The 15,944-nt window shown below is 53.0% G+C and carries 17 protein-coding genes; 3 read left to right on the top strand and 14 right to left on the bottom strand.

Annotation, left to right across the window (positions count from 1 at the left end; genetic code table 11):
• The first annotated feature begins 50 nt into the window (after positions 1–50).
• From ACKGJP_RS16185 to ACKGJP_RS16175, 3 genes are all read left to right on the top strand, one after another.
• A complete protein-coding gene (locus ACKGJP_RS16185) occupies positions 51–668 on the top strand; it encodes a DUF47 domain-containing protein (protein WP_409346648.1) in 618 nt (205 codons plus the stop codon).
• A 151-nt stretch (positions 669–819) separates the two neighbouring features.
• Positions 820–1,728: a YIEGIA family protein gene (locus ACKGJP_RS16180; protein ID WP_409346647.1), complete on the top strand. Its 909-nt coding sequence runs from the start codon at positions 820–822 to the stop codon at positions 1,726–1,728.
• Positions 1,729–1,733: 5 nt separating this feature from the next.
• A complete protein-coding gene (locus ACKGJP_RS16175; RefSeq protein WP_409346646.1) occupies positions 1,734–1,913 on the top strand; it encodes a capping complex subunit for YIEGIA in 180 nt (59 codons plus the stop codon).
• 207 nt (positions 1,914–2,120) lie between these two features.
• On the opposite strand, the gene ACKGJP_RS16170 is transcribed toward ACKGJP_RS16175, so the two are convergent.
• The 14 genes from ACKGJP_RS16170 to ACKGJP_RS16105 form a co-directional block, all read right to left on the bottom strand.
• Positions 2,121–2,741 carry a redox-sensing transcriptional repressor Rex gene (locus ACKGJP_RS16170; protein ID WP_409346645.1) on the bottom strand — a complete coding sequence of 207 codons (621 nt, stop codon included), beginning with the start codon at positions 2,739–2,741 and terminating at the stop codon, positions 2,121–2,123.
• Entirely contained in the window at positions 2,738–5,596 is a 2,859-nt protein-coding gene (gene dinG / locus ACKGJP_RS16165; RefSeq protein WP_409346644.1) for an ATP-dependent DNA helicase DinG, read from the bottom strand. The genes ACKGJP_RS16170 and dinG overlap by 4 nt, the downstream gene beginning before the upstream one ends.
• 120 nt (positions 5,597–5,716) lie before the next feature.
• Positions 5,717–6,331 (bottom strand): tetratricopeptide repeat protein, encoded by a 615-nt coding sequence (locus ACKGJP_RS16160; protein WP_409346643.1) that lies wholly within the window; start codon positions 6,329–6,331, stop codon positions 5,717–5,719.
• 103 nt (positions 6,332–6,434) lie between these two features.
• On the bottom strand, positions 6,435–6,818 hold the full coding sequence (panD, locus tag ACKGJP_RS16155) for an aspartate 1-decarboxylase (RefSeq protein ID WP_409346642.1): 384 nt from the start codon (positions 6,816–6,818) through the stop codon (positions 6,435–6,437).
• Positions 6,819–6,831: 13 nt separating this feature from the next.
• Positions 6,832–7,734, bottom strand: a complete 903-nt coding sequence (panC, locus tag ACKGJP_RS16150; RefSeq protein WP_409346641.1) for a pantoate--beta-alanine ligase — start codon at positions 7,732–7,734, stop codon at positions 6,832–6,834.
• A gap of 18 nt (positions 7,735–7,752) precedes the next feature.
• Positions 7,753–8,619, bottom strand: a complete 867-nt coding sequence (panB, locus tag ACKGJP_RS16145; protein ID WP_409346640.1) for a 3-methyl-2-oxobutanoate hydroxymethyltransferase — start codon at positions 8,617–8,619, stop codon at positions 7,753–7,755.
• A gap of 413 nt (positions 8,620–9,032) precedes the next feature.
• A complete protein-coding gene (locus tag ACKGJP_RS16140; RefSeq protein WP_409346639.1) occupies positions 9,033–9,998 on the bottom strand; it encodes a biotin--[acetyl-CoA-carboxylase] ligase in 966 nt (321 codons plus the stop codon).
• Complete coding sequence (locus ACKGJP_RS16135; protein WP_409346638.1) at positions 9,995–11,326, bottom strand: CCA tRNA nucleotidyltransferase; 1,332 nt, start codon at positions 11,324–11,326, stop codon at positions 9,995–9,997. The genes ACKGJP_RS16140 and ACKGJP_RS16135 overlap by 4 nt, the downstream gene beginning before the upstream one ends.
• Before the next feature lie 70 nt (positions 11,327–11,396).
• Complete coding sequence (gene bshA / locus ACKGJP_RS16130; RefSeq protein WP_409346637.1) at positions 11,397–12,572, bottom strand: N-acetyl-alpha-D-glucosaminyl L-malate synthase BshA; 1,176 nt, start codon at positions 12,570–12,572, stop codon at positions 11,397–11,399.
• Between the two features lie 172 nt (positions 12,573–12,744).
• Positions 12,745–13,437 (bottom strand): bacillithiol biosynthesis deacetylase BshB1, encoded by a 693-nt coding sequence (gene bshB1, locus ACKGJP_RS16125; RefSeq protein WP_409346636.1) that lies wholly within the window; start codon positions 13,435–13,437, stop codon positions 12,745–12,747.
• A complete protein-coding gene (locus tag ACKGJP_RS16120; protein ID WP_409346635.1) occupies positions 13,434–13,862 on the bottom strand; it encodes a methylglyoxal synthase in 429 nt (142 codons plus the stop codon). The genes bshB1 and ACKGJP_RS16120 overlap by 4 nt, the downstream gene beginning before the upstream one ends.
• Before the next feature lie 82 nt (positions 13,863–13,944).
• Positions 13,945–14,748, bottom strand: a complete 804-nt coding sequence (gene dapB, locus ACKGJP_RS16115; protein WP_409346634.1) for a 4-hydroxy-tetrahydrodipicolinate reductase — start codon at positions 14,746–14,748, stop codon at positions 13,945–13,947.
• Between the two features lie 22 nt (positions 14,749–14,770).
• Complete coding sequence (locus ACKGJP_RS16110) at positions 14,771–15,298, bottom strand: tetratricopeptide repeat protein (protein WP_409346633.1); 528 nt, start codon at positions 15,296–15,298, stop codon at positions 14,771–14,773.
• Between the two features lie 139 nt (positions 15,299–15,437).
• Positions 15,438–15,776 carry a nucleotide pyrophosphohydrolase gene (locus tag ACKGJP_RS16105; protein WP_409346632.1) on the bottom strand — a complete coding sequence of 113 codons (339 nt, stop codon included), beginning with the start codon at positions 15,774–15,776 and terminating at the stop codon, positions 15,438–15,440.
• Between the last annotated feature and the right edge of the window lie 168 nt (positions 15,777–15,944).

Genomic DNA, 15,944 nt, shown 5'->3' with positions numbered 1-15,944 from the left:
TGGGGGACTTAAGGACTTTCTTAGAGACAAGTTTTGAGGAGGATATCGCAATGGCACTTGGCAAAAAAGACATCGATTTTTTCGTTCTGCTGATTGAAGCCGCTGAAAACGTGCTGGAAGCTTCGCACATGTTCCGGCAGGCTATGCTCGGGAGCGAGCCGCCGGCTACATACTTTAGCCGCCTAAAGGAACTCGAAAATAAAGGCGATATGATCACGCATACCATTTACCGCGGATTAAACAAAGTTTTCATTACGCCGATCGACCGCGAAGACATCATGGAGCTCGCCGTAAAAATCGACGACGTCATCGACGGTATCGAGGCGACGATCGCCCGGTTCGATTATTTGAATATCACCCATACGGATAATTACATGAGAGAATTTTCCGCTGTTATCGTCAGCTCCTGCCAGCACATTCTCGATGCGCTTAAGCTGCTCGCCAAGAAAAAATATTTGCAAATCGCCGAGCATTCGGTGCAAATCAACAGCCTCGAGAACGAAGGAGACCGCTTGATGCGCGAAGGCATTCGTCAAATTTTCCTCGAGCAAAAAGATCCGTACCAAGATTTCAAGCTGAAAGAATTGTACGAGCGTCTCGAGCAAACGACGGACGCCTGCGAAGACGTCGCCAACATTCTTGAAAGCATCGTCCTGAGATACTCTTAATCCACAGCCTATCGCCCTGTTGTCCGGATAAGTCCGGCTGCAGGGCTTTTTTGTTTGAGCCTTGAACATCCCAGTCAGCCGGCCGAGTAGAAGAAGCCGGCGATACTCATACTAAGCCTTACGAACATTCAGATTGCGAGGCTACCTGAACATGATGCTTTGGCAGTTGTCGGAACACGAAACCGCAGCCGTAATCATCGGCGTCTTCTTTGGAATTTTGGCGAGAATTCTCATGCTCCGCACCGATTACCGTCAATACCCCACGCATCCGCACGGGAAGATCATTCATTTGGCACTGGGCGTCATTGCAGCCGGACTCGGAGCCGTCGCCGTTCCCTCCCTGCTCGGCAAAAACTATACGGCCATCACCTTCCTGTCGCTTGCTGCGCAGCAGTTTCGAGACGTACGCAATATGGAACGGCAAACCTTGACCCAAGTGGACAAAATGGAACTCGTCCCCCGCGGCACGACGTATATCGAGGGCATCGCCATGGTGTTCGAGGGGCGAAATTATCTCGTGATATTCAGCGCGTTCGTTTCCTCGCTGTTCGGCATTTTATTCGAATGGTATTGGGGCATCGTCGCAGGATTGCTGTCACTCTTCGTTTCCAAGTGGTTCCAATCCGGCAAAAATCTCGGACAAATCACGGAAATACGGACGGCCGAAGTCCGGCTGGACGGTCCCGATCTGTTCGTGGATTCGGTTTACATCATGAACGTCGGCCTGGAGAGCGACCGCCGGATCATCGCCGAGCACGCCCTCGGACTGCTCGTCATTCCCAAAAATGCCAACGTAAAAGTAACGCTTGCCAACTTGGGCCAACGTCAGGCTATTTTGCACAACATGTCTACCATATTGGGCGTATACCGCGATTCCGGGGAGCCCTCTCTCCTGCCGATGGCCAAGCTTGACCTCGAAAGCGGAGTGCTTGCCGTCTTTTTGCTACCGAGAATAAAGAACGAGACGCTGGCCTTAAACGTGCTTAAACGCGTTCCGGTGCTCGAGAATGCCATTCGCTTACCGTCGGAGTTCGCAGGCGAGACAAGCAAGGAGGCTTGAGGGAAATGGCCAAAATCGTAGCCGTCGTCGTCTATAGAGCGGAGCAGGTTGACGGAGGAGCGCCGATTTTTATCGCGGAAGGCCCGGTGGAACAACAGCAGCTGGCCTTTTCTCTGGAAAAAATATTGGATGCAAATGCGCATGATTTGAAAAACGGGGTTATCATTCTGGTCGATCATTCCTAACGCGGAAGCTGCCGGAACGATTCTTGGATCCGGCAGCCACAACCTTTGTCTACATTCAGGTTATTCACTTCCGGGATAGCGAGGTGAGGGCAGGAATCCGCCAGCATTCCCCGTTTTGCCGAATTGAGCTCCCATGCAACCAAGATAAACGAAAAAGACCCGCAAACCTGCGGAATGCAGGCTTACAGGTCTCCGTGACGGAAAGGATCAATCCAAATAATACGCCAGACTTTGCAGCTCGGTCGTAAAATCGGCATGGTGTACGCGCACTTCGTTCGGTACCTTGATGATAACCGGCGCGAAATTCAGTATCGCCTCGATGCCGGCTTTGACGAATTGGTCCGCGACGTTCTGCGCCTCACCCGCCGGCACCGTGATGATGCCGATGCGCACCTTCAGCCGGTAAATGGTCTCGATCAGCTCGCTCATCGGCTGAACGGCCAAGTTGTTGATACGGGCGCCGATCTTATCCGGCATCACGTCGAAAACGGCGACGATCTTCATATTATCGCGTAAATAAGCGTTATAATTGCTGAGCGCCCGCCCGAGATTTCCCGCTCCTACCAACGCAACGTTTATGTGCTGGTCCAGCTTCAGAATTTGCCGTATTTTCTCGATCAGATACACGACATCGTATCCGATCCCTTTCTTGCCGAATTCCCCGAAATAAGCTAAATCCTTGCGGATCTGCGCGGGATTGAGTTCCAGCTTCTGACCCAGGTCCTGCGAAGAAACGGTTTGCACGTTTTTCATGTTCAGCTCGTTCAGAAAGCGCAGGTAAATGGGTAGACGCCGTACGACCGCTTCCGATATTTTCAGCGATTTCATCCGTGCTCCTCCTCCATCCATTCCTTGATTCTCGGAACGAGCCGATTCGTGTTCATATGTTCGATTTTGGGTCCGGGCAGCGAGTACAGAAAATATTTGCCGTAATGCGTCTCGAGCACGCGCGTATCGTAAATGACGACGATTCCGCGGTCGCTGGCGGTCCGCACAAGCCGTCCGAAGCCTTGCTTGAACCGGATGACCGCCTGCGGCACCGAAAGCTTCATAAACGGGTTCTGATTCGCTTTCTTGAGGTTCTCGCATTTGGCCTCGACAACCGGATGCGTCGGCGGCTGAAAAGGCAATCTGACAATCGCCAGACAGCTGAGCGCATCGCCGGGTATATCTACGCCCTCCCAGAAGCTGCTTGTGCCTAAGAGGACTGCGGCGGCGCTATCCTGGAACATCCTGGTCAGCTTGCTCCGGTTACTGCTGTCGATCCCCTGCCCCAGCACCTGGATGTTCTCGGTCGACAATCTTTCCTTGAGCAATCCGTGTACGAGCTTGAGCATTTTATACGAAGTGAACAGAACCAGCATGCGTCCTTTCGTTTGCGACGCAATATCGCCGAGCGATTCAACCAGCTTATCGAGGAAAACCGCATCGCCGGTTTGCCCCTTGATGGTAGGGAAATCGCGCGGAATGACGACGAGCGCCTGCTTCCGGTAATTGAACGGCGACGGCAGCATGACGGTGCGAAGCTTATCTTCCCGGTCGGTTCGCAAACCGAGCTGCTCGGCTGTATAATCGAATTTCTTATCCACGGACAGTGTTGCCGATGTCAATATTATACTATCCTTCACATTGAAAAAATACTGCTGAAGCATATCGCTCACATCGGTCGGAACGCATACGAGCTGCAAGGACTTCGCCTTGTACGTAGCGCTGGCCTCCAGCCAGTATACGTAGCTCGCTTCCGTTCTTTTCATGAAGAAGCGCACCGCATCGCGCTGCTTGTAGAGCGTCTTAACCGTTCCGTTCAGATCGGTAACGATGCTCTGCACGTCAAGCTCATCTAATTCCTTTAGCGTGACCAGCATCTTTTCGATTTTTTTCAAGCTGTCGGTTAAGCCGGTATACAGATTGTCCTCGATTTCCTGCAGCTGTTCCCAGTGGGACGGCAGCGAGTCTTCCTTGATCCGAAGCACCAGTTGACCCAATTCTGCCGAGCTCGAGTCATGCTGTCTGATCAGCACCTCATAGAGCTGCGAGGTCAGTTGATCCCACTGCTCCTTCACCTGCACCATGGCCGAGTACGTATCGTCTATGAGCCGCGACCAATCCGCCGCTTTCTCCGCGAGCTCTCCGTCCGCCCGGGATAACCGCATCTTCAAGAGCGGCAACTGCCCCGTTTTGCTGTCCTTATAAAGCCAGGTAAGCGCGCCGACGAACCCCATATATTGCGCTTCGATGCCGAGATGCTTGCTCGCCACGTCTTCGAAATGGTGCGCTTCATCGATCACCAGGTGCTTATAGGACGGCAGCAGCCGGTTTTCGGCCACGATATCGGTAAACAGCATGGAGTGATTGGTGATGACGACGTCCGCCAAATTCGCCTCGTTGCGCGCGCGGTGATAGAAACATTTTTTAAACCAAGGGCAGGCCCGGTTCAAGCAGGAATCGGCGTCGCTGGAGACCGTCCCCCATACGTCGTTGCCGCGCCCCGTAAAATGCAGCTCCTCATCGTCTCCGTGCTTCGTATCGCTTAACCAGACGATCATCTGGGCAGCCGTCAGCCGTTCTTCTTTGCCGTATTCGAAATCGTGAGTCACGATCTTTTGCTCGAATTTACGCAAGCACAAGTAATGGCTTCGTCCCTTCAGAACGGCAGCTCGAAAAGGTACGGGGAAAATGTCGTGCAGAAGCGGCACATCCCGCTGGCGAAGCTGCTCCTGCAAATTGATCGTATGCGTGCTGACAAGCACCTTCTTGTCTTCTTTGATGCCGTAAAAAAGTGACGGCAGCAAATAGCCGAGCGATTTGCCCGTACCCGTACCCGCTTCGATCATAAGATGACGATCCTTCGAGAACGACTCGTTCACTTCCTTGATCATCAAATCCTGGGATTCGCGTTCCTCATAAACCTCGAACCTGCGCTTGAGCGATTCTTTGAAATGATTGTAAAACTGATCGAAATCCAATTTGGCCAAGGCGGAAGCTTCCGCATCTTCCCGTATCGGTTCCTCGTCGCCCCAGTCGTCCACATTCAAGGCAAACTGCCTGTGAAACCGGTAATGCTCACGATCCGGCGCAGCGGATTGCTCCTTCCGCACAAGCAGCTCGTTCATGAACCATCCCAAATCGCTCGGGTCGTCATCGAAAATTTGCGAAATCCGCTGCACGGCGATGAGCGGAAGATCTTCAAACCTCTGCAGGCACTTCAGCCATACCTCTGCGGTCGCAAGCGCGTCGGAATCCGCCTGATGCGGACGGTCGTGAGGAATGTCGAGCGATTGGCAAACCATGGACAACTTCAGGCTCGGCAAAGACGGGAAGCAGATGCGGAGCATATCCGTCGTATCGAGCACGCGCCCGTCGAACGACGAGTAACCGCTCAAATCGAGGGCCCGCTGCAAAAAGGCGAGATCGAAGCCCACATTATGGGCAACCAGCACGCTGTCCTGCAATCTCCTTTGCATCTCTCCGATTACATCTTCGATGGGCGGGGCGTCCGCTACCATCTCGTCGTCAATGCCCGTTAATGTACAAATATAAGAAGGTATACGTATCCCCGGTTTCACGAGGGACGTATACCTGTCGGTGATTTGCCTATTTTCGATAATGACGAGTCCTACCTGAATAATTTCGTCTGCAGGTTGGGTGCCGGTCGTTTCGAAATCGAGTATGGCGAATTTCACTCCGTATTCCAGTCCCTTCTTCTATATCAAGGCTTCGCTCGGAAGCTGTTTGGATGCATGAGTCTATCCCTTAGCATACCAGACATTGAAGAGGAAAGGAAAGGAGCAGTTTTCGGAAATTTACTGTCTTTTTGACCAACCCACCAGTTGAAAGGCGTCGTCGACGCAAGTCGGATCGGAACGGTAAGCCATTTTGAAGTACTCGTAAGCCTTATCCATATTCTGATTATGCGCATGAATGCAGCCCATTGCATTGTAAGAAATCGCTTTGATTTTCGTGTTGTCGGTGAGCGGCAGCAGAAATTGAAAGTGCCGGTACGCTTCTCCATAATCGCCGAGCCGCAAATATCCCATAGCCAAATAAATGCGGGCGAGTAAAAAATCCGGCTGCTGCTCGACGAGCTTTTGGAATTCGTCTACGGCTTGGGGAAACATGTAAAGCTTGTAATAGCCTTGCCCGCGTGCAAACGATTCGTTGGCTTCGTCATCCTGAACGGCCGCCGGCAGCAGCGTCGCGACACAGGCGGGAACGTCGGGCTGAGCTTTCGCCGGGTAAAGCAGCTTGCCCATTTTCTCCTCGAACAGAAGCCATTCTTCAATGCACACGTCGCTCATCGACTTTAATGTGGCCAGTTGGTCGTCCAAATCCTTGCGTTCGTTGTCTTCGGCAAGCGGGTATCGCCCTGCAATTTCCTCAAGCACATCGTTCATCGTCGAAAATAACTGTTTGAACACGTATCATCCCACCTTGCACACGGAGTATGTCCCTGCTCCCGGTTCACACTCATTGTTTGTCAAGGAGGCGCGTTTCATTCTGCAATTCGCTGGAAAACATGTCTTACACGACTGTGGAATGCGGCTCTGCGCTTAGCGAAGCGACGATCTTGTTTTTCTCGTCGAGCAAAGCGATTTTCGGCGTGTACGTACGAGCATGTTCGTCGGTCATGAGCGCGTATGAAATAATAATGACGTTATCGCCCGGTTGAACAAGACGTGCAGCCGCACCGTTTAAGCATATGACGCCGGAGCCGCGAGGGCCCGGTATAATATAGGTTTCCAGCCTTGCTCCGTTATTGTTGTTGACGATCTGCACCTTCTCGTTAGGCAGCATATCGACATAATCGATAAGATCCTCGTCTATGGTAATACTGCCGATGTAATTGAGGTTTGCTTCGGTCACCGTAGCCCGGTGCAGCTTCCCTTTCATCATCGTTCGGAACATATGCCCGCCTCCTTTAGCGATTTATCCATGATTGATTAATGGGCAAAAGCCGATTGTCGATCAGCCTCGTTTTCCCGAATTTGACAGCGAGAGCAAGCAGCATACGATCATCCCTGATTCCCTGCTCGTTCCATTCCGCGGGACTAACGAGGGAAGGGTACGAGAGCAGCTCCACATAATCGATGACGGCTAGCGGAGCCGCTTCGATATGGCTTCGTACGCGCCGTAGCAAATCGCCGCTTTCGATGCCCGGTTCATCGCACCATTTCTCAGCGAAGTCAAGCGATTGAGAGAGCACTAACGCTTGTTCCCGCTCCTCGGCCGATAAATACACATTGCGCGAGCTCATCGCAAGACCGTCCGCTTCCCGAAGCGTCGGACAAGGCACGATCGTTACGCGCATATTCAGATCGTTTGCCATTTGCTGCACGACGGCTACCTGCTGGGCATCCTTCATGCCGAAATAAGCGCGATCGGGCTGGACAATGTTAAACAACTTGCTCACCACAGTGGCGACCCCGTCAAAATGCCCCGGACGCGATGCGCCGCAGAGCTTTTCCGTAACCCCGCTGACCGAGACGTTCGTCCGGATCGGCTGCGGATACATTTGCTCTACGGACGGCATAAAGATAAAGTCGGCGCCTTCCCGGTGCGCTACCGCTTTATCGCGCTCTTCGTCGCGCGGATAGCGTTCGAAATCCTCGTTCGGACCGAATTGAAGCGGGTTGACGAAAATACTCAACACGACGACGTCGCACTCCTGTTTGGCCCGCTTCAGCAAGCTGGCATGACCATCGTGAAGAAAACCCATCGTCGGCACAAAGCCGATTCTTCCTAACTTATTGGCACCGAGCGGCTTCACGCGGCGAAGTTCCAGCGCATCGCGCATTTCCTCGATTGTTGTCAAGACATCCATCCCGTCCACTCCGTTTCGTTAATTTCCTCTTCCGGCGGGCGTTCCGTATAGCTGGCCGACGATCGAACCGCCGCCTTTGAACGTATGCTCCTCGGCTGGAAATTGTCTGGCTTTAACATCCTTCACATACTCTGCGAGTCCGTTACGTATATGTTCCCCGATATTGGCGTAGGTTTTGACGAACTTTTTGGGAGCCGAATCCGAGCCGTATTGCAGCAAATCATGAAATACGAGCACTTGTCCGTCGCAGCCGGCTCCGGCCCCGATGCCGATAGTCGGAATCGAAAGCCGGGAAGTAATGTATGCCGCCACTTCGTCCGTTACTAGCTCAAGCACGACCGAGAAAGCGCCGGCTTCTTCCAGAGCCTTCGCATCGTCAAGCAGCTTTTGAGCCTGCTGCTCGGTTTTGCCTTGAATCAAGTAACCCCCGATCTGATAAACGGATTGAGGCGTCAAGCCGAGATGCCCCATTACCGGAATCCCTGCAGAGACACAGGCCGCCACGGCACCGGCGATTTCTTTGCCGCCTTCCATTTTGATCGCTTTGGCTCTTCCTTCCTGCATAAGCATGCCCGCATGACGCAAGGTCGTATCAATCGAGCCGTGATACGTATTAAACGGCATATCGGCAACGACGAAGCTCGTGGTAACGGCGCGCGTTACCGCACGCGTATGATACACCATATCGTCGATCGTGACGGGAAGCGTCGATTCGTAACCCAGCACGACATTGCCTAGAGAGTCGCCGACGAGAATGACGTCTACTCCCGCCTCTTCCGCGAGCTTTGCCGACGGATAGTCATAGGCGGTGACTACGGAGATCGGCACGCTTTCCTGTTTCATCTTTTTCATACGAATGGTGGTGATAGGCTTACGTTGTTCCATGGTTCGCTCCTCCTTGCGGTCGTCTACTTTGAGTGTGCGCATTTTCCTCGCGGTTTAAAGAGAACGGTCAAATTCCCCGTAAATGAAGTCTGCTTCCAACCATTCAGGGATGTCTCTCACCGGTAGAATTTGCCCCGCACAGCAGCCTGGAACATCAAAAAACCTTCTAGTCCCAGACTAAAAGGTTACGAAATACAAAGGTTCTGTATCGCGTATGTTCCTTCTGTCTCGGTCCTTACGGCTCAGAGCAGAATCCGACATCGTCGCATTAAAGTATTGTTCTTACCTAACCCGAAAGCTAACGTTCATGGCCTTGTGAAGAGTGCAGCTCCTAAGGATGCCACCTCTTCCCCAAGTATACCATAATTTGCGCTAAAACTACACGATTTTATGTTCTTTTCGCCCTTGTTGCATCAAGGTTGCCCGATATCCCCCGAAAAAAACTTTACCATTCGCCCGTCAGGCGTCCTCACCAGAAGGGCACCCATATCGTCAATCGATTCGGCCGTGCCTTCTTCCGGTCCCTGTGCGGTTTGAATCGTTACCTTACGCTGAAGCGTCACGGTTAACGCTTCCCACAACAGCCGAATCGGCGCAAAGCCTTGGGAACGGTATAAATCGTAAAGCTCTTCCAACTGCTGCAAAAAATCGCAGACCATGGCTACACGGTCGATCGGCTGCCCGGTTTCCAGCAGCAGCGAAGTCGCCTTCTCGCGCAGCTCGTCCGGATAATCCTCTTCCTTCAGATTCGCGCTGATCCCGACGCCGACGATGACATAATTGAGACGTTCATCCTCTGCGCTCGATTCTAGAAGGATACCGCTTATTTTTTTGCCTCGGATCAGAAGATCGTTCGGCCACTTGATGCCAACGTCGGGCGTCAGCTTCCGTATCGTTCTGCATAGCGCGACGGCTACAAGCAGCGTAAGCTGAGGCGTGAACGGAAGAGGAATATCGGGCTTCAGCACGATGCTCATCCATATGCCCTTGCCTTTCGGCGACAGCCAAACGCGCCCCATGCGGCCGCGGCCCTTGGTCTGCTGTTCCGCTATAACGAGAGTCCCTTCACCCGCGCCCTTTTGTACGAGATCATGCGCGATATTATTCGTGGAATCGACCTCGTCGAACAGCTTGATCGACTGTCCCAATACGCGCGTCTTCAGACCGGCCAGTAGCGAAGCATGATCGATCCGCTCCGGCTCCTGCAATAACCGGTAACCCAGCTTCGGTACGGCCTCGAATTCGAAGCCTTCCTTACGGAGAGCTTGTATATGCTTCCATACGGCCGTCCTGCTGCATTGCAGCTCCTTGCTGAGCTGTTCGCCAGACAGGAAAGCGCCCTTGCTTTGTTTAAATAGCTGAACTATCCGCTCGTTCATCGCATCTCCAACTCTTTACCGTAATGTTCGGCCAGCTCCAAAAGCTTGTTTTTCTCGTTAGCCGTCTTGCATAGCGCCGTATCTGCCAGTAGCCTGTCCAGCACCTTGGCCGTCCATGGACCCGCTTCGCGCGAGAACGCTTCGGCAACCTCCGCTCCGGTTACGGCCAGCTGCGTCCGCTCCCAAATCGGCATTTCCTCCAGCCATCCGGCTCCATGATCCGTAATCGCTTCGTAAAGTCCGCGAAGCCGTTCGTCGCGATCGGGAAGCAGCAGCGTTTGCAGTCTGAGCCAGTCCGAAGCGCAGCCTTTCCCGAAAGGAAGAACAAGTCTTTTGAACGGATCGCTATGCATGTCGACTTCCGCCGCCCCCTTGTTGTAGAGGTCATATACCATCAAAGCAACCGCTTGATCCAGCTCCAGCAGCTTAATGATCCGATCGGATCTTCTGCGGGAGAACACGAGCCCTTTCATCGCATAAGCAGCGTCATCCCGGTTAACTCCTGCAGCCGCGAATAGCAGAGACCAGCGCATGACCTCGCCCGAAAGCTCCGTCCAGCGCAGCAAACAGAGCGCCCCAGGGACAGATGAATCCGGGATACCGCCTGCTTCATTAACTTGAGACGCGAGCCAGTCCGCAAGTGGACCGAGCGGAACTTTCGTATGCCGAAGCAAGCCGCTTCGCTGAAGAAGCCGGACCGCCCTTAGCGGGTCGGCTCCGGCAATCATTTTCGTCAGCTCCGCTTCCACGCGTTCCATGGCGATATGCCTGAGCAGAGGGGCTTTCGCAAGCAGCGCTTGCCAAGTCGCATCGTCGATCGCGAACCCGTAATTGGATGCAAAACGCAGACAGCGCAGCATGCGAAGCGCATCTTCCTCAAAGCGTTCCCATGCGTCGCCGACGCAGCGTATTGTCTTGCGCCCGATATCTTGCCGCCCTTCGAACGGATCGATCAAACGATCGTTCCGATCCATGGCGATCGCGTTAATCGTGAAGTCCCGGCGCTGCAAATCCTCGCGCAAATTCGGAACGAACGTAACGGATGCCGGTCTGCGGTGATCCTCATACTTCGATTCCGTCCGGAACGTCGTCACTTCCACCGGCGTGCCTTGTATGACGACGGTAATCGTGCCGTGCTTAAGACCGGTCGGGATCGTGCGGGCAAACGATGCGATTACTTGCTCCGGAAGTGCGGAGGTGGCTACGTCATAATCCTTCACAGGACGGTTCATCAGCATGTCGCGGACGCAGCCGCCAACCAGGTAAGCTTCATAGCCTTCCTCTTCGAGACGGGCGATAACCGCATAAGCAACTTTTTGTGGATCCATGGCTGCCGCCCTCCTGCTTTCACCCCGGATACGCCGTTAATAAATTTAGAAATGGAAGACCGTTCCCTTTTTATTGACAAATCATTTTATCGAAGGTCCGGTTCTGCTCCGGAATGTCCCGGCCGAGAATCCGGTAATAAATGTTCTCGTACTGCATCGTAATCAAGTCGTTGCAGAACGTATATCGGGCGCGATCCAAGCATGCCTGCTTCATGCGCTGATACATCGTTTCGTCCTGGAGCAGCTGCAGGACATAACCGGCCATCGCATCCGTGTCGCCGATGGGAGCCAAGAAGCCGGTTTCGCCGTGCGTAATCAGCTCAGGTATGCCGCCGGCTTCCGATCCGACCGTAGGCACTCCGCACGCCATCGCCTCAAGAGCAACCAAGCCGAAGCTCTCCTTCTCCGAAGGCAGCAGCATCGCGTCGGCAAGCGAAATGATTTGGGCCACGTCGTCCTGCTTGCCGCAGAACGTAACCCGGTCGGACAGACCTAGCTCTTTCACCGTGCTGCATATACGGGAAAGCTCCGGCCCTTCCCCGACGAACAAGAGACGGGAAGGTACCTTCTCATTGACTTTGGCAAAAATATCGATGACATCCATCACCCGTTTGACCGGACGGAAATTCGAAATATGAATCAGTATTTTCTCGTCGGGCGACGCAAATTCTTTGCGGAGCTCCGTCACTTCCCGCGGATAATAGACCCGTTTATCGACGAAGTTATAGACTAGGTCGATCGGTCTGTCGATAGAAAGCGTTTCTCTCGTTTCGCGAATGAGATCGTCCGATACCGCTGTCACCGCATCGCTGCGGTTGATCGCATATCGGATCAGATCGCTAAGCGAGTGATCCTGCGCCAGTACCGTAATGTCCGTTCCGTGAAGCGTCGTCATGACCTTCAAATGATCCCCGACCATCTGCTTGGCCAGCAATGCGCAAACCGCGTGCGGGATCGCATAGTGTACGTGAAGCAAGTCGAGCTCCTCCATCTGAGCGACCTGAGCAAGCTTGCTGGCCAAGGACAAATCATAGGGCGGATAGCGAAATACGTAATAATCGCTGACCTCGACTTCATGATAATAAATATTTTTATCGAACTTGCCGAGACGGAACGGGATGCTGTGCGTAATAAAATGAACCTCGTGGCCTTTTTCGGCGAGCAGCTTGCCGAGCTCCGTGGCAACTACGCCCGAACCCCCTAGTGTCGGGTAACAAGTAATGCCGATTTTCAACCGATCGCTCAAAGCGCTCTTTCCCCCTTCAGCCCCACAACGTGAAGCGAGGCATGGATGCCTCATCCGGAAAACCTGCGATAGGTGCCAGCATTTCCGCATGATACACCGCCGGCCCTATTAATCGGAGGCTCCTGCCTGCTCCCACGAAATGACTTTGTTTTTATGTTTATGCCGTGCGAAGTCAAAATAGGTCGACAACATAGGGCAGCCTGGTCACGAACCCTTCCGCATAGGGAACGAGCTGCTTCTGGCCGAGCATACGGTCGCGCGCTTCGACCCTCTCGACATAGCCCTGGTTGAGCGGCGTCGAGACAAAATCGTTGCCTTGACCCGCGGGCTCGAATTGCGTACGGTAAGCGCGCAGCGACTCCAGCTTCTGCTCATATACTGCGCTGACGTCGACCAACAGATCCGCATCGTGCAGATCGTTTATGAAATAGTATAGCGTCTGTTCAACCGTTACCGGCTCCGTATGCGAAGCATATTTCCGAAGCTTGGCGTTGAACACCGCTTGCTGGACAAGCTGGCTGCATAAGATGTGATCGGGATGACGATCCTCCCAATACGGCGCAAATACGATTCGCGGACGCCATCTGCGAATCTCGAGCGTAATGGCTTCGATCTGCTCCGCACAAACAAAAAGTCCGCGGTCCGGAAGCCCCAGGTTCGTTCGGGCGGCGAGCCCCAATATCCGGGAAGCGTCTTCTGCCTCCCGCTTACGGGTTTCAACCGTCCCGTTCGACGACATTTCCGCATACGTCAAATCGCAAATGCCGACCTTGTAGCCCGCTTTCGTATGCTTGACGATGGTTGCGCCCATCCCGATTTCCGCATCGTCCGGATGTGCGCCGAATACTAAAATATCTAGCGTCATTCCAATTCACCCGGCTTATATTTATGAACGAGCTCGCGCCATGCAAAATCTCCCCGGTCGAGCGCCTTCACCAAGATTTCAGCCGTAGCGATATTGGTCGCAACCGGAATCCCTTGCACGTCGCAAAGCCTGAGAAGGGCGATAATGTCCGGTTCGTGCGGCTGCGCCATAAGCGGATCGCGTAAGAAGATAAGCAAATCCATCTCGTTCTGCGCGACTAACGCTCCGATCTGCTGGTCGCCGCCAAGCGGTCCGGACATGAAGCGGTGAACGTTCAGTTGCGTCTGCTCCATGATCCGTTTTCCCGTCGTGCCTGTTGCGTAAAGAAAATGTCCTCTTGCAAAGACATGCTCATATGCGATGACGAAATTGACCATTTCGTCTTTTTTACGGTCATGTGCGATTAAAGCGATATTCAGTCCCATGCCTGCACTCCCTTTCTCAGGTGACTACCGGTAAGCATGCCATTCGTAACCGAAAAAACCGAATTCGGTTGCGATCGGCCGCTTAATCCATGAAGTTTTCGAAGCCGTAAACGAGGCCGGAGCAGTCCATCACTTTTTTGACCGCGATGTTGACGCCCGGCATATATCCGGCTCTATCGTATGAATCATGGCGGATCTTGAGCGTTTGCCCAAAGCCGCCGAAAATAACTTCCTGCTGCGCGAATACGCCCGGCAGCCGTACGCTATGTATACGGAATCCGTTGTAGTAACCGCCGCGGCTTCCTTCAATTGTCTCTTCCTCGCTAGGATTTCCTTGCCGGAGCTCCTGACGGTTTTGGGAAATCAGTTCGGCGGTTTTAATCGACGTTCCGGAAGGAGCGTCAAGCTTTTGATCGCCGTGGTATTCGATAATTTCTACATGAGGCATATATTTAGCGGCTTGCGCTGCAAATTGCATCATCAGAATGGCCCCGATCGAAAAATTCGGCGCTAATAGTCCGCCTATTTCCTGTTCGCGGCACAACTTGTCCAGCTCTTCAATTTGTGCCGGAGACAAGCCGGTCGTACCGATTACCGGACGAACCTTACATTTGATTGCGGTAAGCGCATTGCTCATAACCGTTTGCGGCGTTGTGAAATCCACGATAACGTCCGGCTTCGTTTCCGCCAGCGTCAGTTCCAAATCATTGCTAATCAGAACGCCGCATTCTTCTTTACCGACAAGACGTCCGGCGTCCAATCCGGCCGAAGCCCGGCCGACAGCGGCGACCAGCTTCAGCTCCGGATCGTTCAACACCATTTTGACTACTTCTTGCCCCATACGGCCGCTTGCTCCAGCTACTGCTACTTTTATCGTTTGACTCATGGATGGACACCTTACCCTTTCCTTACTTCGTATGCCGTAGTCGCATGTAGGCAATAAATTGCCTTTCGTATTCGGAAAGCAGCCTTATGCCGCTTTCGTTGTCCGGTTCCAGACGAAGCGCTTCCTTGACCGCTTGTATCGCCTCCGCATAATCGCCCAGGCTGCCATAGGCGACGCCAAGAAGCAAATAGGCGTTGAACGAAAGCGGGTCCAGCCGCGCGGCTTCTTTCAGAAGCTCGACGGCCATGTAAAGCTGCTCGAAATCGAAATCCAAATATTTTTCCGCCTGCTCGATCAGCTGTCTTGCTTGAATATGCCGCAAATGGCTGGTGAAAACTTCGTTGTCCGGCTCCAATGCGCAAGCGCGCTGAGCGAATTCAAACGCTTTGTTCAACCGGTTGCTTCTGGCATATGTCACTGACAGCTTATAGTAGTAACTTCCGTTATCCGGACTGAGCCGGATCGCTTGTTCGAAGCAAGCAATCGCCCGTTCGAAATCGTTGACGAGGATCGCTTCATAGGCTTCATGAATATACGTTTCACCGCTCACTGTCCATCCCTCCATACTTTTCGCATGAAAAAGCATTTTAGAAAACCGGCCTTCCGTTCCTGGAAAACCGTTCCCCCATCACGTACGAGTCCGCATCGGATCCCCTACGTGCATCAGGTGATGGTACAGCATATGATCGTTATTGCGGTTCGGAATCGACAGGAGTCCAGCGGTTCGCGTCTCGGGTACGAAACTTCTCCATAACGCGGTCATGCGATTCGGTCAGATCGATACCGAGAGAATTGGCGAAACATATGACAATGAATAAAATATCGCCTAGCTCCATCTCGATCGAATTATCCTCTTCATCATGCTTTTTCGGCTTTTCGCCGAACCGGTGATTCACTTCGCGAGCGAGCTCGCCGACTTCCTCCGACATGCGGGCAAGCATGGATAGAGGACTGAAATACCCTTCCTTGTACTGCGATATGTACCGATCGACTTCCTGCTGCAGCTCTTGCAATGATTTTTGTGACATCGGGTCCCCTTCCTTCTATGTGATCAGTAGCACCGTAGACCCTTCAGGCCCGGCTAGTGATGATTGAACAAACGTTCCCTTTCATCCATGTTAACCGAAAGCTTTGTTGAAAACAAATGCTTTTCGCAAAAAAACGGGTATAATGTACGTTATCGGCCGCTCCATCTT

Source organism: Paenibacillus litoralis (genome assembly GCF_046244365.1).
GTDB lineage: Bacteria > Bacillota > Bacilli > Paenibacillales > NBRC-103111 > Paenibacillus_V.
The sequence above is the reverse complement of the archived record's forward strand: the minus strand, read 5'-3'. Positions and strand labels throughout refer to the sequence as shown.

What these genes read in the sequence shown, in the direction of transcription:
- ACKGJP_RS16185 (WP_409346648.1), top strand. Translation starts at nt 51, where the DNA reads ATGGCACTTGGCAAAAAAGACATCGATTTTTTCGTTCTGCTGATTGAA.
- ACKGJP_RS16180 (WP_409346647.1), top strand. Translation starts at nt 820, where the DNA reads ATGATGCTTTGGCAGTTGTCGGAACACGAAACCGCAGCCGTAATCATC.
- ACKGJP_RS16175 (WP_409346646.1), top strand. Translation starts at nt 1,734, where the DNA reads ATGGCCAAAATCGTAGCCGTCGTCGTCTATAGAGCGGAGCAGGTTGAC.
- ACKGJP_RS16170 (WP_409346645.1), bottom strand. Translation starts at nt 2,741, where the DNA reads ATGAAATCGCTGAAAATATCGGAAGCGGTCGTACGGCGTCTACCCATT.
- panD (WP_409346642.1), bottom strand. Translation starts at nt 6,818, where the DNA reads ATGTTCCGAACGATGATGAAAGGGAAGCTGCACCGGGCTACGGTGACC.
- panC (WP_409346641.1), bottom strand. Translation starts at nt 7,734, where the DNA reads ATGGATGTCTTGACAACAATCGAGGAAATGCGCGATGCGCTGGAACTT.
- panB (WP_409346640.1), bottom strand. Translation starts at nt 8,619, where the DNA reads ATGGAACAACGTAAGCCTATCACCACCATTCGTATGAAAAAGATGAAA.
- ACKGJP_RS16140 (WP_409346639.1), bottom strand. Translation starts at nt 9,998, where the DNA reads ATGAACGAGCGGATAGTTCAGCTATTTAAACAAAGCAAGGGCGCTTTC.
- ACKGJP_RS16135 (WP_409346638.1), bottom strand. Translation starts at nt 11,326, where the DNA reads ATGGATCCACAAAAAGTTGCTTATGCGGTTATCGCCCGTCTCGAAGAG.
- bshB1 (WP_409346636.1), bottom strand. Translation starts at nt 13,437, where the DNA reads ATGACGCTAGATATTTTAGTATTCGGCGCACATCCGGACGATGCGGAA.
- ACKGJP_RS16120 (WP_409346635.1), bottom strand. Translation starts at nt 13,862, where the DNA reads ATGGGACTGAATATCGCTTTAATCGCACATGACCGTAAAAAAGACGAA.
- dapB (WP_409346634.1), bottom strand. Translation starts at nt 14,748, where the DNA reads ATGAGTCAAACGATAAAAGTAGCAGTAGCTGGAGCAAGCGGCCGTATG.
- ACKGJP_RS16105 (WP_409346632.1), bottom strand. Translation starts at nt 15,776, where the DNA reads ATGTCACAAAAATCATTGCAAGAGCTGCAGCAGGAAGTCGATCGGTAC.